This window comes from Arthrobacter sp. R3-55 (genome assembly GCF_054161505.1).
On the sequence record NZ_CP096423.1, the window covers coordinates 4,059,807 to 4,074,979 of the forward strand.

The 15,173-nt window shown below is 64.9% G+C and carries 11 protein-coding genes, 1 tRNA gene and 1 other RNA gene; 8 read left to right on the top strand and 5 right to left on the bottom strand.

Going from position 1 to position 15,173, the window contains the following annotated elements; translation table 11 throughout:
* Positions 1-74 precede the first annotated feature (74 nt).
* Positions 75-557: a glutathione peroxidase gene (locus M1D51_RS18500; protein ID WP_458107537.1), complete on the bottom strand. Its 483-nt coding sequence runs from the start codon at positions 555-557 to the stop codon at positions 75-77.
* 84 nt (positions 558-641) lie between these two features.
* Complete coding sequence (locus tag M1D51_RS18505; RefSeq protein ID WP_458107538.1) at positions 642-2,246, bottom strand: M23 family metallopeptidase; 1,605 nt, start codon at positions 2,244-2,246, stop codon at positions 642-644.
* A 218-nt stretch (positions 2,247-2,464) separates the two neighbouring features.
* On the opposite strand from M1D51_RS18505, the gene M1D51_RS18510 reads away from it, so the two are divergent.
* Positions 2,465-2,632 carry a hypothetical protein gene (locus tag M1D51_RS18510; protein WP_458107539.1) on the top strand — a complete coding sequence of 56 codons (168 nt, stop codon included), beginning with the start codon at positions 2,465-2,467 and terminating at the stop codon, positions 2,630-2,632.
* Here M1D51_RS18510 and M1D51_RS18515 read toward each other — a convergent pair.
* Entirely contained in the window at positions 2,582-2,959 is a 378-nt protein-coding gene (locus tag M1D51_RS18515; protein ID WP_172324606.1) for a MarR family winged helix-turn-helix transcriptional regulator, read from the bottom strand. The genes M1D51_RS18510 and M1D51_RS18515 overlap by 51 nt on opposite strands.
* 116 nt (positions 2,960-3,075) lie before the next feature.
* On the opposite strand from M1D51_RS18515, the gene M1D51_RS18520 reads away from it, so the two are divergent.
* Together M1D51_RS18520 and M1D51_RS18525 are read left to right on the top strand one after the other, a co-directional pair.
* Positions 3,076-4,518: an MFS transporter gene (locus tag M1D51_RS18520; RefSeq protein WP_458107540.1), complete on the top strand. Its 1,443-nt coding sequence runs from the start codon at positions 3,076-3,078 to the stop codon at positions 4,516-4,518.
* A gap of 56 nt (positions 4,519-4,574) precedes the next feature.
* Positions 4,575-5,498 carry an oxygenase MpaB family protein gene (locus tag M1D51_RS18525; RefSeq protein WP_458107541.1) on the top strand — a complete coding sequence of 308 codons (924 nt, stop codon included), beginning with the start codon at positions 4,575-4,577 and terminating at the stop codon, positions 5,496-5,498.
* A gap of 269 nt (positions 5,499-5,767) precedes the next feature.
* Here the strand turns inward: M1D51_RS18525 and M1D51_RS18530 are convergent, their stop codons facing one another.
* Entirely contained in the window at positions 5,768-9,241 is a 3,474-nt protein-coding gene (locus tag M1D51_RS18530) for a bifunctional proline dehydrogenase/L-glutamate gamma-semialdehyde dehydrogenase (RefSeq protein ID WP_458107542.1), read from the bottom strand.
* A 123-nt stretch (positions 9,242-9,364) separates the two neighbouring features.
* Between M1D51_RS18530 and M1D51_RS18535 the strand changes: the two genes are divergently transcribed.
* A complete protein-coding gene (locus M1D51_RS18535; RefSeq protein WP_026548306.1) occupies positions 9,365-10,294 on the top strand; it encodes a LysR family transcriptional regulator in 930 nt (309 codons plus the stop codon).
* 46 nt (positions 10,295-10,340) lie between these two features.
* On the opposite strand, the gene M1D51_RS18540 is transcribed toward M1D51_RS18535, so the two are convergent.
* A tRNA-Ser gene (locus M1D51_RS18540) sits at positions 10,341-10,425 on the bottom strand.
* A gap of 305 nt (positions 10,426-10,730) precedes the next feature.
* Here M1D51_RS18540 and M1D51_RS18545 point away from each other — a divergent pair.
* From M1D51_RS18545 to recR, 4 genes are all read left to right on the top strand, one after another.
* A complete protein-coding gene (locus M1D51_RS18545; protein ID WP_458107543.1) occupies positions 10,731-11,054 on the top strand; it encodes a hypothetical protein in 324 nt (107 codons plus the stop codon).
* Between the two features lie 89 nt (positions 11,055-11,143).
* An RNA gene (gene ffs, locus M1D51_RS18550) (signal recognition particle sRNA small type) lies at positions 11,144-11,240 on the top strand.
* A gap of 33 nt (positions 11,241-11,273) precedes the next feature.
* The gene (locus tag M1D51_RS18555) at positions 11,274-14,540 is read left to right on the top strand and encodes a DNA polymerase III subunit gamma and tau (RefSeq protein WP_458107544.1); all 3,267 of its coding nucleotides are present in this window, start codon (positions 11,274-11,276) and stop codon (positions 14,538-14,540) included.
* A 33-nt stretch (positions 14,541-14,573) separates the two neighbouring features.
* On the top strand, positions 14,574-15,173 hold the full coding sequence (gene recR / locus M1D51_RS18560; protein ID WP_026541824.1) for a recombination mediator RecR: 600 nt from the start codon (positions 14,574-14,576) through the stop codon (positions 15,171-15,173).

The following is a 15,173-nucleotide window of genomic DNA, read 5'->3' on the forward strand; positions in this document are numbered from 1 at the left end:
ACAACTAGCCAACATCTGGCTAACATCCGGCGGAATGTTGGAAAATTACTTTCCTCCCTTCAGAATTGATGGCCTTATGCCAGTGCCTTTTCCACTGCCGTCACAAGGTCTTCGGAGTCAGGCTCCACCGTGGATGGGAACCTTGCCACAAGTTCACCGTCCCGGTTTATGACGAACTTCTCGAAGTTCCACTTCACCTTGACCGGCTGGCCGTCCTCATCCTGGGTCAACTCCGCGAAGAGTGGGTGTTGCTCCTTGCCCAGGACGTTGGCCTTGCTGGTCAGCGGGAAGGTTACCCCGAAGTTCCGCTCGCAGAACTCGGCGATCTCCGCATCCGCGCCTGGTTCCTGGCCGCCGAACTGGTTGCAGGGCACTCCAAGGATTTCCAAGCCCTGCTCACGGTATTTGCCGTACAGCTCTTCGAGCCCGGCGTATTGGCGGGTGAAGCCGCATTCGGAAGCGACGTTGACCACCACGACCGCTTTCCCCTCGAACCGGCCGAAGTCCGCTTCGGAGCCATCGTTGAAGGTGAGGGGAATGCTGTACAGGCTGGTCATGGGATTCGCTTCCTGACGACGTCGGCTGGCGGGCTTGCCGCCATCGAGCTTACGGGAGCCGGCTTTGGGGCGCGAAACGGACCTTTAGGGCGTCGGAGGCAGGACGAGGGTGGACAACAGAACCACCGTACCGTTGGGCAGCCGGACCTTGTCCGGCGCCACCAGGACGTATCCGGGCGGAAGAACCACCGGTGGAGGCGTCGACGGCAGCACCGCCACGGGCGCCGGAGCCGGCACGGGAGCAACTGGTGCCACGGGGGCGGGAGCAGGCGCCACGGCCTGCGTTACGGCCGGAGCGACCGGAGCCGGCGCCACTACTGCAGGAGCCGGAACCACTGCGGGAGCGGGAGCAGCCGGCGCTGGTGCCGCCGGAGCGGGAGCAGCCGGCGCTGGAGCCACAGGAGCCGGTGCCGCAGGAGGCACGACGACGGTAGGAGTCGGCGCGTCCGATGTCACCGGCGGTGCCACAGTCTTCGCTGCTGGTGAAGTGACGGTGGTAGTCGCAGCCGGGGCCGAAGTGGTCGGAGAAGGCGTGGGAGTCGGGGTAGCGGTCTGCTTAGGCGTGGCCGTGGGTGAAGCAGTCTGTGTAGCTGTCGGCGTAGGAGTAGGCGTAGCAGTCTGCGTCGGGGTTGGAGTCGGCGTTGCCGTCACGGACGGTGAGGCGGTCGCCGTCGGACTCTGCGTTGGAGCCGGCGTCTGCGTAACCGGCGGCGTCGTGGTGGTAGGCGTCGTGGTGGTAGGCGTCGTGGTGGTAGGCGGAACCACCACCGGCAATGGCTCGGGTTCTTCGTGCTCTCCGCCGATGACGGCGCGGTTGGTGCCGTCGCCTACCGGGACGGCCCAGACCGGAGCCGCGGACGTCCCTGTCCCAACACCGGGCTGGTAGTTGACCATGGAGATGTTCTGCAGCGGATCGATCTGCCGCATAGGCAAGTAGGTCCAGCCGTTGGGGTTGGTGTGCAGGCCGTTGACGATTGTCTCGAAGTGGAGGTGGCAACCTGTGGACCAGCCGGTGGTGCCTACCTGGGCAATGACCTCGCCAACGCGGACGGACTGGCCCTTGGTCACGCCGATGGCCTGCAGGTGGTTATAGGTGGTGACCAGGCCGTTGCCGTGTTCGATTTCCACCCGGTTTCCGCCACCCCACAGGTGCCAGCCGACGGCCCTGACCACACCGGCGTCGGCTGCGTAAACGCGCGTTCCGCAGGCGGCAGCATAGTCCTGGCCCCAGTGGAACTCGCCGGCCAAGCCCGTCAACGGGCTGTAGCGGTAACCGTAGTTTGAGCTCAGGTTCAGGACCTCAAGGGGTGCATACAGGGCGCCGGTTGGCGGCCGGGACAGCCCGGCGGAAGCTACGGTGAGGCCGGTGGAGCCATCTTTACTGACGGTTCGGACCATGGCGCGATCGAAGAAGACCATGGGGGTGCCGGGAAGTTGTTCCGGCGGTTCGGGCATGGGATCGATGACCAGGGTCTCGGCCTCCGGCGGCACCAAGGTACCCAAAGCCGTGGGCGCTACGACTCCCTGCGCCAGGGAGTTATCAACCATGCCGGAGGGAACGGCATTGAGCGGTTGGAAGCCAAAAGCGAAGAAGGCAAGGACTGCGAGGCTTCCCGCGATGAGAACGCGACGGAAACCTTCGGCACGGATCAGGTCTACTACCCGGTCTGAATCATGATGCTTGCCCACAAAACACTCCCCAAAAGCCAGCGGCACCAAACCCCAGCCTGGCGTGCAAGCACCATTGTTGCCGGTATCAGAGAAGAAATAAAGGCTTCCCGGATGCTTGCCACGGAAAGGTTCCATCAGTTTTGGCTCAAGATGTCTTGAGCTAGGTTAGGACCCAAGGGACCGGGTCGGTTCCATACCTGACCTCGTGTGCCGGATCCCACCAGGAATGAGCCTGAATGAACACCATTGCCATCAACCCGGACGGGGAACTGCTGAAGTATTCCGGATTCGTTCCCACCTCCGAAACCATCGGAACGGGCTGGAACATCTTCCGCTCACTCATCCAGCAGGGATCAGCCCAGGTTTTCCTTCAGCAGCGCGCGGTGCTCGACGGCGGCCGTTGAGTGGAGTGCGCGGCCGGCGTCAGTCAGTTCCAGGAATAGGGAGCGGCGGTCATCAACGCAGGTTTGGCGCGACACCAGTCCTGCCTTTTCCAGTCGGTCAACCACCTTGGAAACGGCGCTCTGCGTCATGGGGGTGCGCTCCCCCAGTGCCTTCATGCGGCACGCGGATTCTTCGCTTTCGGCCACGAGGTCCAGGATTTCGAACTCATTGAGGCCAATGTCGAACTTGGCTTCCAGCGCGCGGTCGATCGCTCCTGCGGTGCGGAAGTAGGAGTTCTGGATGCTGCGCCACTGCTCAACCAGTTGACGGTCACGCGTCGTTGCCATGTCCCTGATTCTAGTTCATGACGCGATTTGAATCCACGTCATAAGATTCTTCGTCATTCAATGACATGTCATCGTAGTCCTTGTCATTGAATGACGTGTCATATAGATTGAAGCGCATGACATCACCCACCACCCTCACATCCTCAACTGAGCCGCCTTTGGTTTCAGCCGTTCACTGGACCCGCGCCCAGTGGTTGCTGCTGATGGTCGTCTGCACCGTCCTGGCCCTCGACGGACTGGACGTTTCCATGGTTGGCGTTGCGTTGCCGTCTATCGGACAGGAACTCAACCTTGGAACCGATTCCCTGCAGTGGATCGTCTCCGCCTACGTTCTCGGCTACGGGAGCCTGTTGCTCCTGGGCGGCCGACTCGCGGACCTGTTGGGCCGTCGTCGTATCTTCCTTATCGCCTTGACCGTTTTCGCCGCGGCATCGCTGCTGGGCGGCTTGGTGGACGACCCCGCCATCCTGATCGCCACCCGGTTCATTAAAGGACTCGCCGCCGCTTTCACCGCCCCCACCGGCTTCTCCATCATCACCACCAACTTCGCGGAGGGACGCGAGCGCAACAAGGCGCTGTCCATCTTCACCACGTTCGGCGCCAGTGGGTTCTCGCTGGGCCTGGTGGTGGGTGGCCTCATGACCAGCCTCAGTTGGCGCTGGACGTTTCTGGTCTCGGTGCCGATCGCGGTGGTGGTTGTCCTTCTAGGCATGAAGTTCATTCCCAAGGACAAGCCAGCCGTTGAGGACAGCGGCCACGACGTCTGGGGCGCCGTGACCCTGTCGCTGGGCATGCTTGGCCTCGTCTACACCTTGGTATCAGCACCGGAACAGGGATGGGGATCTGTGGCAACAATCGCCGGATTCGCAGTTTCCGTAGCCGTGCTGGCAGCCTTCGCGGTAATCGAGAACAAGGTCAGGCACCCGCTGATCCGCTTCAGCATCCTCAAGGAAGGCTGGGTGGCACGGGCCAACCTCAGTGCGGTGGGATTGTTCGGGTCCTACCTGAGCTTCCAGTTCATCGTCACCATGTACCTGCAGTCAGTGCTCGGCTGGACTCCCCTGGGAATGGCGCTGGCCTTGCTGCCGGCCGGCCTGTTGGTGGCCAGCAGCGCGCCGTTCGCGGACAGGCTCATAGAGAAGTTCGGCGCCACGCAGCTGATCCTGGCAGGCCTCACCGCCATGGGGTTGGGCTACGTCCTGTTCCTCCGCGTCGGCACTACGCCCAACTACGTACTCGACATCCTGCCGTCGGTGATCCTGCTGGGCGTCGGGTTTGCGCTGGCCTTCCCATCGATCAACGTCCAGGCCACCGCAGGGATCAAGGATTCGGAGCAGGGATTGGCAGCCGGCCTGATCCAGACCAGCACCCAGGTGGGAGCCGCCTTGGTCTTGGCGGTCACCACGGCACTGGTCAGCGGTCACGGCCAAACCGCCGGAACCGTCAGCGCCCAAGCCATGCTGGAACAGTACCGGCCGGGGCTCATCCTGAGTGCCGCCGTCGCGATCGCCGCCCTGCTGGTGGCAGCGGCCCCAAGCCGCCGGCGCGTGCGTTCCTAAATTTGTCGGAGGCGTACAGATAGTGCCCCTGTACACCTCCGCCAAATGGAGGTCGAATGGGATGCATGAGGAACTACCTCACCGAGTACAGGCATGAACTGCAGCGCACCTTCACGGGAACGTCGGGCACGCCTCCGGAGTGGGTGCCGCGCCTTGCAGACGGGAACGACGCCGGATATCACCTTCCGGGGTCGGCCGTCTGGGCGGTGCACGGACACGTTGCCACCATCGTGGCCGGGATCAGGGTGCTGCTGATGCAGGCCCTGCATCCCGGTGCGCTGGCTGGCGTGTACGAGCACTCCGGATTCCAGAAAGACCCCTTGGGCCGGCTCGCCAACACCGTCCGCTGGATCTTCACGGTGACCTACGGCTCCACGGAAGCAGCCGAAGCCGCGACCGCCCGGGTCCGGAAGATCCACGAACGTGTCCGGGGAACCTACCTTGACGGGAACGGTGTGGAGCACGATTACGCAGCCAACGATCCCGAGCTTCTCCGCTGGGTCCACGTCACCTACGCGGACTCGTTCCTTACCGCCAACCGCATCTGGGGCCGGCCTATCCCCGGGGGTGCGGACGCCTACGTCCGGGAATGGGCCGCGGCGGGACGGCTGATGGGAGTTCAGGATCCACCGCTGACCGAAGCCCAGGTCCGTGACGAACTGGAGCAGTGGTACGCCTCAGGGGTCCTGCGGGCCGACGAACGCCTGGCCGAGACGGTTTCCTTCATCCGGAATCCGCCCCTGAGCCCCTTGCTGGCGCCGGGCTACCGCATCCTGTTCGCGGCCGCCGTCGCAAGCCTTGAGCCCAAGTATCGTGACTTGCTCGGCCTACGCGCCCCGCGGGTCGGGCCCGTTCCCTTGCCGGCCGTCACCGCTGCCAGGGCCGTGCTGAGCATGGTCCGGTTTGCCTTGGGCTCCCATGGACCAAGCGAGCAAGCCGCCCGCCGAAGACTGCAAAGGCTGGGGTACGCCGAGGCTTGAGGCACCTTTCGCTTCTCCCCCACCTCCGCCGAGGGGTTAGCTCTCAACCCTTAGGCACCTATCGCTTCTCCCCCACCTCCGCCGAGGGGTTAGCTCTCAACCTTTTCAAGCCCACTTACTCCCGAAAGCTCACCCCTCGACGCGGACACCTTAAAGCCGAAAGCTAACCCCTCGGCGTCAACCCACGTGGTGTGGACGTCGCCGAGGGGTTAGCTTTCAACCTTTTCACGCGCACTTACTGCCGAGAGCTCACCCCTCGGCGGGACTCACTAGATCAGGTGATCAGAGAGGTGGTTCGGGGTGCCGAAGCGGTGGGCGGTGATGGACACAGCCTGCTCGCGGAGGAACGGCAGCATCTCGATCCGGCCGGCCTGGGTCACGGCGCCGTGGTAGACAGCCACGTCAGGTCGCCCACCCATGGCTGCGCTCAGCGCGGCGAAGTCGCCACCGATCAAGCGGATCCGGCCGGCGTCGAAGTTGGCCGCACGGGCCAGCCACGCGGCGTCGTCCTCGATCCGGACGCTGACGCCCAGGTTCGCGAACACGGCCACCACGGCGTCGGGAAGTACGACGGCGGAGCTCACCGTTAGCTTCGAGCCCGCCACTGCGCCGGCTGCCACAACACGGAGCAGTTCCGCGAGACGCTCACCTTCGGAAAGCCGGATGGTGACAGGGAGGGAGCGGTAGCGGAAGACGTTGCGCTCTGCGGACAAAGCGGAGACGTCCTTGCGGGTCCCGAACTCGGATTCCCAGGCGGCGGCATCGCTGAAGAGTGACTGCTGCAGGGTCTGGAGTTCCTCAGCGGACACGTCGGCGGACTTTGCCGCAGCGAGAATCTGCGCAGCAGCACCTTGGAGGACGGTGCCACGCTTTGCCTTGGCTTCGGCGGGGAGCCAGCTGCCCAGGCCGATCAGGTAGTTCGGTCCACCGGCCTTGGTTCCGGCACCAACGGCCGACTTCTTCCAGCCGCCAAACGGCTGGCGCTGGACGATCGCACCGGTGATGCCGCGGTTGACATAGAGGTTTCCGGCCTGGATGGTGTCCAGCCAGACGCCCATTTCAGCGGAGTCCAGGGAGTGCAGGCCGGCGGTGAGGCCGTACTCGATCTCGTTCTGGATGGCGATGGCTTCCTCGAGGGTCTCGGCGGTCATGACACCCAGGACCGGGCCAAAGAACTCCGTGAGGTGGAAGTATGAACCACGCTTGACACCCGAGCGGATGCCCGGGGACCACAGGCGGCCGGTTTCATCGAGGCGCTCGGGCTTGATGGCCCAGGTCTCGCCGTCGCCCAGGGTGGTGAGGGCGTTCAGGAGCTTGCCGTTGGCCGGTTCGATGATCGGCCCCATCTGCGTGGTGGCGTCCTCCGGGTAACCAACGGTGAGGGACCGTGCGGCGTCGATCAGCTGGTTGTGGAAGCGGGCGCTCTTGGCAACCGAACCCACCAGGATCACCAGCGAGGCAGCAGAGCACTTCTGGCCTGCGTGACCGAACGCCGAGTACACGACGTCCTTGGCAGCAAGGTCCAGGTCAGCGCTGGGGGTGACGATGATGGCGTTCTTGCCTGACGTCTCTGCCAGCAGCGGCAGGTCCTGGCGGAAGGAACGGAACAGTTCAGCGGTTTCGTAGCCGCCGGTGAGGATCACGCGGTCAACGCTTGGGTGTGAGACCAGTTGGGTGCCGAGCTCGCGCTCTTCAAGCTGCACCAGTGCCAGCACTTCGCGCGGCACGCCGGCTTCCCAGAGCGCATCCACCATGACCGAACCGGAGCGGCGGGCCTGCTTTGCAGGCTTGATCACGACGGCGGAGCCTGAGGCGAGCGCTGCAAGCGTCGAGCCTGCGGGGATCGCCACCGGGAAGTTCCACGGGGGTGTCACCACGGTGAGGTTGGCTGGGACGAACGTGGCGCCGTCGAGCGTTTCCAGGTCCTTGGCGCGCTCGGCGTAGTAGTGCGCGAAGTCGATTGCTTCACTGACTTCGGGGTCGCCCTGATCAATGGTCTTGCCGGTTTCGGAAGCCATGACCTCCAGGAGCTCGGCGCGGCGGGCTTCGAGGACTTCGCCGGCGCGGTGCAGGATGGCTGCGCGCTCGGCGGCCGGACGGGCGCCCCAGGCCTTGCCATGGTCCACGGCGGTGGCGATGATGCGGTCCAGTTCGGCGGCGTCGGAGACCTTGGTGGATTCGACGATCTTGTTGCCGGCGGTGGAGCCGGGGATGCGGCTGAGGATGTCGCGGCCCCAGGCACGGTTGGCAGGCAGGGCGGGGTCGGTGTCCGGGGTGTTGCCGAAGCCCTCAAGCGGCGCGGGCTCTGCCGGGAGACGGCGGTCCTGCTGGCGGTTGGGGCCTGGGACCTCGTCCTTCATGTTGGCCAGGGAGTCCAGGAAGCGCTTCTGCTCGCGCTTGAACAGTGCTTCATTTTCGCTCAGCTCGAAGACGGCGGACATGAAGTTTTCCTGGCTGGCGCCTTCTTCGAGGCGGCGGATCAGGTAGGCGATGGCGACGTCGAACTCGCCCGGGTGCACCACGGGTGTGTAGAGCAGGAGGCTGCCTACGTCCTTGCGGACTGCCGTGGCCTGGCCGGTCGCCATGCCCAGGAGCATCTCGAACTCAATGGCTTTCGGTCCCTGCTGGGCAATGCCACGCTGCTTGGCAAGAAGCCAGGCGAACGCGACGTCGAACAGGTTGTGGCCCGCTACGCCGATGCGGACGGCGTCGATGCGCTCCGGGGTGAGGGCGTAATTGATGACGTTCTTGTAGCTGGTGTCGGAGTCCTGCTTGGTGCCCCAGGTAGCCAGTGGCCAGTCGTGCAGGGACGCTTCCACCTGCTCCATGGGAAGGTTGGCTCCCTTTACCACGCGGACCTTGATGGGAGCGCCGCCCTGGGCGCGGCGGGCCGCAGCCCATTCCTGAAGTTCCTGCATGGCGCCGAGGGCGTCCGGAAGGTAGGCCTGGAGGACGATGCCGGCCTCGAGGTTCTTGAACTCGGGCATGTCCAGGATGCGCTTGAACACCGCGATGGTCATGCTGAGGTCCTTGTATTCCTCCATGTCCAGGTTGATGAACTTGGGCTTGGGGAAGGAGGCAGCAAGGCGGTACAAGGGGGTGAGCTTCTCCACCACGTGGTCCACGGCTTCGTCGAAGGCCCATGGGGAATGCGGCGCCACGGTGGAGGATTCCTTGATGGAAACGTAGTCCACGTCATCGCGGGCAAGGAGCTTCAGGGTGCCCTCCAGGCGGCGCTGTGCTTCGTGCTCGCCCAGGACTGCTTCGCCGAGGAGGTTGACGTTCAGGTGAACACCGTCCTGGCGGATCTTGGCGATGGCGGGGCCAAGCTTGGCATCGGTGGCGTCCACGATCAGGTGGCCCACCATTTCGCGGAGCACCCGGCGGGCGATCGGGATGACCACCTGCGGGATGATCGGAGCCATGACACCACCCACGCGGACTGCGCTGCGCATGTACCACGGGAGGAACTTGGGCACCTTGGGAGCGAGTTCTGCGAGCTTACGGCCGGCGACCGACAGGTCCTCCGGGCGGATGACGCCGTCGACGAATCCGACAGTGAAGTCCAGGCCGTTGGGGTCCTTCAAGACGCCGGCGAGGCGTTGGGCGGAGACGTCCACGGGGATCTTGCCGGCTTCTGTCAGCCAGTGCCGGACCAAGGCGATGGCTTCTTGCGCCAAGGCATCGAACTGGCCGGAATCCTGGGTGCTCGGGGCGGTGGCATCCGGGATGGTGCTGGTCATGGGGGCTCCTTTTGGGACGGAGAAGTTTGTTCGTTTCCATCAGTATGGATCTACAATCACGTTAGGAAAAGCGATCTTTTCTGACGAATATTGATTACCCATCCCGATCTTTTGGAGGCCGCCGTGCTGGACGTCCGCAGGCTGCGTTTGCTGCACGAATTGAAGATCCGCGGAACCCTCGCGGAAGTGGCCGATGCCATGCAGTACAGCCCCTCTTCGGTGTCCCAGCAGCTGACCCTGCTGGAGAAGGAAGCAGGGGTGGAACTGCTGCGCAAGGCGGGACGCCGCGTGCAACTGACTCCGCAGGCAGAGATCCTCGTGGCACACACAGCGGCGCTGCTTGAAACGTTGGAACGAGCCGAAACCGAACTGGCAGCCTCGCTGTCCATGGTCACCGGCACCGTCCGCTTGGCCGTCTTCCAGTCCGCAGCATTGGCCCTCCTGCCCGACTTCCTCACCATCATGCGCCAGGAGTATCCCGAAGTGCGGGTGGAGATGACCCAGCGCGAACCCGAAACCGCACTTTACGAAACGTGGGCGCGGGACTTCGACCTGGTGGTGGCCGAGCAATACCCCGGCCATGCCGCCCCGCACCACAGCGGGCTGGACCGCGTTATCCTCACCAGCGACGCCATCCGGCTGGCCACTCCCCCGGTTGGGCTGGGGGGCGAAACCGTCTCCTCCCTTGCCGACACCGCCTCGATGCCGTGGGTCATGGAACCCCGCGGCGCAGCTTCGCGGCACTGGGCTGAGCAAGCCTGCCGGTCTGCGGGCTTCGAACCGGACGTGCGCTACGAAACGGCCGACCTCCAGGCACAGATCCGGCTCATCGAATCCGGTAACGCCGTGGCACTAATGCCGGACCTTGTCTGGACCGGGCGCAACCTGACCGTCCAACTGCTGGATCTTCCAAGCCTGCCGAAACGGACCGTCTTCACTTCCACCAGGACAGCCGGCCGTATCCACCCCGCCACCGCAGCCTGCCGCGAAGTGCTGGAACGGGTGGCGGCTGCACAACAGCAGGATGCAGAGCAGCAGGCAGATGCCGGATAGCTTCCGGGAACGCAAAAGGCCCCAGTCCAAGGACTGGGGCCAACCGCGGAGAATGGGGGATTTGAACCCCCGAGGGCGTTAACCCAACACGCGTTCCAGGCGTGCGCCATAGGCCGCTAGGCGAATTCTCCTTGCTTCCGATTCGAAAGCAGATACTACTGTACCTGAGAATTTCAGCATCGTGTAATCGGGGTGAAGAGCCGCCCCTGGAAGGGCCTCCGAATCCAGCCCGTTAACGGAAAAATGGACGCCCCCAACGCGCCCATTCTTGCGGTACATCGTTGAGCTACCGGGTCCGGCCCCTCGCTCCCAGGCCCCGCAGCTCACAATCTTGAGATTGCCCCAATCGGTGTACATACCCATGGTCCGCTGTGGCCCCGGCTTTTGCAATGGTTGAGACCTGTTTGTAGCCGAAGTTTATTGACACGATGTCCCCATGACTCAGCTGCACACCCTGGTTGTTTACGTTCCCGAGACACATATCGAAGAGGTACTTCTGGCCATTGGCGACGCCGGCGCCGGACGGATCGGCAACTACTCGCACTGCGCTTTCACCTCGCCCGGCACCGGCCGCTTCACGCCGCTGCCCGGAGCACATCCCACTGTTGGGCACGTGGGGATTGAGGAGCAGGTGCCCGAAACCCGGGTTGAGTGCGTGGTTGAGGAGGACAAGCTCGACGCCGTTGTGCGGGCTCTGCGGGCCGCGCACCCTTACGAGGAGCCGGCTTTCATGACGTGGCCCGTGAATGGCTGGCGATGATTCGGCGCAACCAAGCCACCCGCCGTCGAGCCTTATCCACAGACCTCCGGGCCGATTCGAACCCCAACCCAAGTTCGGGTAAGCTTGTCGACGGCCCCTCATGTGGCGTCATCCTGTTGAACTCCCCCAGGACCGGAAGGTAGCAAGGGTAGATGGGCTCTGGCGGGTGCATGAGGGGTCACTTATTTAAATGTCAGTCTCTATAGGTAGGTTTCACTTGTGACTGTTACAACTGCCCTGTATCGAAGGTATCGCCCGGACTCTTTCGCGGACGTTATCGGGCAGGAACACGTCACGGAGCCGCTGATGACGGCGCTCCGCAAGAACCGTGTGAACCACGCCTACCTCTTCTCCGGCCCCCGCGGTTGTGGCAAGACCACGTCCGCCCGCATCCTTGCACGCTGCCTGAACTGCGCCGAGGGCCCCACCGACACTCCCTGCGGCAAATGCCCCAGCTGCATCGAGCTTGCCCGCGGTGGCTCCGGCTCACTGGATGTCATCGAGATTGACGCGGCCAGCCACGGTGGCGTTGACGACGCCCGCGATCTCCGCGAACGCGCAACCTTCGCCCCGGTCCGCGACCGCTACAAGATCTTCATCATCGACGAAGCCCACATGGTCACGTCGGCAGGCTTCAACGCGCTCCTGAAGATCGTCGAAGAGCCGCCGGAACACATCAAGTTCATCTTTGCCACCACGGAGCCGGACAAGGTCATCGGCACTATCCGGTCCCGCACGCACCACTACCCCTTCCGGTTGGTGCCGCCGGAGCCGCTGATGCAGTACCTCGAGCTCCTCTGCCGGCAGGAGAACGTTCCCGTCGCTCCCGGCGTGCTTTCGCTTGTCATCCGCGCAGGCGGGGGTTCCGTTCGCGACACCCTGTCCGTCCTGGACCAGCTCATGGCCGGCGCCGGTCCCAACGGCCTGGACTACGAACTCGCTGTTGCGCTGCTCGGTTACACCCATGCTTCCTTGTTGGATGACATTGTGGACGCTGTGGCAGCGTCCGACGCCGCGGTGGTCTTCAAAGCCGTGGACCGCGTCATCCAAACCGGTCACGATCCACGGCGTTTTGTCGAGGACCTCTTGGAACGCTTCCGGGATCTCATCATTGTCCAGGCGATGCCCGAGAGCGCCCAGGCCATCCTCCGCGGCATGCCGGCGGACCAAATCGCCCGGATGCGCAACCAGGCAACCAACCTTGGCGCCGCCGAGCTGTCCCGGGCGGCGGACGTCACCAACACCGCCCTCACGGAAATGACAGGCGCTACCTCGCCCCGGCTGCACCTTGAGCTGCTGTGCGCGCGGATCCTGCTGCCCAGCGCCGAACAGACAGAGCGGGGCATTGCGGCCCGCATTGACCGCGTTGAACGTCGCCTGAATTACGCGGCCGACGGCGGCACCCCGGCTGTTGCTGCTGCCCCACAGGCTGCTGCGGCTGCTGCGCCGGCGGCCGGGTCCCTTGCCCCCACACCGCCGGCGTCACAGCCGTCCGCTGCTCCCCAGCCCGCGCCGGCTGTGTCCGAGCCGTCCGCTGAGCCTGCCTCCCGGGACGCCCTCACGGCCCCACGGGTATCCACCAGCGATTGGCCGGTGGAGGAACGCGCCACATCCAGCCGACCCGCATCCAGCCGGCCGTCGCCGGCTGCCCCTCCACAGCAGGCTGCTCCTGCATCGCTACCCGCACAGCAATCCCAGCCCGTCCAGGCGGCCTCAGCGGCTCCTCCGGCTCCTCCAGCTCCTCCGGTCCAAGCGTCCCCCCAAGCACCCTCCGCGGCACCTTCCCAGACGGCCCCCGTGCGACCGGAACCCGCGCGTCCGGAGCCACAGGCCCCGCCGGAACAGGCCCCGCCCGCACACGTTGCACCGCAGCCGACCCCGCAAACGATCACGGCCGCAGGGCCGGGTGCTTCCGGTGCTACCGGAGACGTGGAGGCCCTGCGTCGGGCATGGCCCGATGTCCTTCAAACCTTGACCAAGATCAAGCGCAGCACTTGGGCATTGGTGGAACCCAACGCCCAAGTGGCACAGTTCGATGGCCAGGTATTGACCCTCGCCTTCACCACTGGCGGCCTTGCGGGTGCTTTCGGCCGTGCAGACCACTCCGAGAACCTTCGGCAGGCAATCCACAAAACCCTCGGCATCGACTGCCAGATCATGGCAGTCGCTGGCGGCAACAGCTCAGCGAGCTCTGAGCCAAACCCAAAAGCGCCTACTAGCCGGCCCACGCCGGCTGCTGCACCCGAGAACGCCCCGGCGTCCGTCCGCGAGGAACCCCCGGCGGCAACAGCAGCAGGTGTAACGTCAGCGCCCGCTGAAACAGCATCAACGCCGGCACCGGTGTCAGCTGTCGACTCCGCATGGGGTCTCGCACCGGCTTCCCCGCCGGCAGCAGCCCCGCCTGCCCCCGTCGCAGTGGCAGCAGCCGAGCCAGCGGCGGCCACCCCGGCGCGTGAAGAGCCCAACGCTTCCGCAGCACCCACTGCCGTGGAACCGAACACCCCGGCACCAGCTCATGCTGCCCCGGCGCCCGAACCTTCCCAGCCGGCTCCCGAACCTTCCCAGCCGGCCCCCGAGCCTTCGCAGCCATCCGGCGATTACTCCTACCCTGACGACGATTGGGGTCCGCCGCTCGACGAGGATGCGCCGCCTTTGGAGGAGGAGCCTCCCGCGGACTGGGAGCCGCCGTCGGGCTATGGCCGAATGGGCTCACAACCGGCCGCACCCGCAGTCCCCCCGGCCACAGCTTCGCCGTCCACACCGCCAGCTTCCGGGCCGGACAAAACCCCGGCCGCAGCCACATCGTCGCGCGCCTCGAGCGGCAATGCGTCCGATGACCCTTGGTCGCGGGCAGTCGAGCAAGCGCCGGGTACCTGGGTTGTGACCTCGGAGTCGAATGTGGGCAAGGGCCCTGCCAAATCCACCCCGGAAATCCCGCCCGCAACGCATACCCCGGATTACGAGCCGGCAGCGGCCCAGGCCCCGGAGCCTGAGCGGACCACGGAGCCGGCCACCGGAACTTACGGCCATCCAACCAACGCGGAGCAGAACCCAAGCTCCAGCTGGGACGTCGCACCGGCGTCGAGCTGGCCCGGAACGCAATCCATGCCTGCCCCGGCAACCAGCAGCGCTTCCGGGGCGCGCCCCGGCGTCGCCCCTGCACCCTGGCCCTCCCTGGCCGCCCAACCCGAGGAGGCGCACGGTTCGGTTGCGACGCTCGAGGAGGGTGCGCCGTCGGGCAGTCCGAATGGCCGTCAGAGCCTGTATCAGCGGTTGACCAACAGCCCCGAGGCCCAGGCCGGCCGTGTCCAGGCGCCGGCGCGGACCCAAGCAGCCCCGGCAACCGTGACGGAGGACATTCCCAGCCCGGAGGACGAAACCATTGAGGAATCGCGGGTCTTTGGGCGGGCAGCGGTGGAGCGTATTCTGGGCGGAAAGCTGATCGAAGAGCGCGCCTTGGACGGTTCTCCCCTGCAAACCCGCTGATTCCAGCATTGATTTCAAACAAACGAGGACATTGTGTACGAAGGTGCAGTTCAGGAGCTGATTGACGAGCTCGGCCGGCTTCCCGGTGTGGGCCCTAAGTCGGCGCAGCGCCTGGCGTTCCACATTCTCGAGGCGGATCCGGAGGACATGAAGCGGCTCGTCACCGCGATCACCACGGTCAAGGAACGGGTGAAGTTCTGCAGTGTGTGCTTCAACGTGACGGAGCAGGAGACCTGCAATATCTGCCGGGATCCGCGTCGAGATCCGTCCGTCATTTGCGTGGTGGAGGAGTCCAAGGATGTCCTCGCTGTTGAGCGCACCCGGTCTTTCCGCGGCCGCTATCACGTGCTGGGCGGTGCGATCAATCCCATTGCCGGCATTGGCCCCGAACAGCTGAGGATCCGGGAACTCCTGACCCGCCTGAACGATGGCGCCATCCAGGAAATCATCATCGCCACGGACCCCAACCTTGAGGGCGAAGCCACGGCGACTTACTTGGCCAGGATGCTCAAGTCGATCGGCATCGCCGTGACCCGGCTGGCTTCCGGCCTGCCTGTGGGCGGAGACCTGGAGTACGCCGATGAAGTCACTCTCGGCCGGGCCTTCGAGGGCAGGCGCAACGCCCTGTTGTAA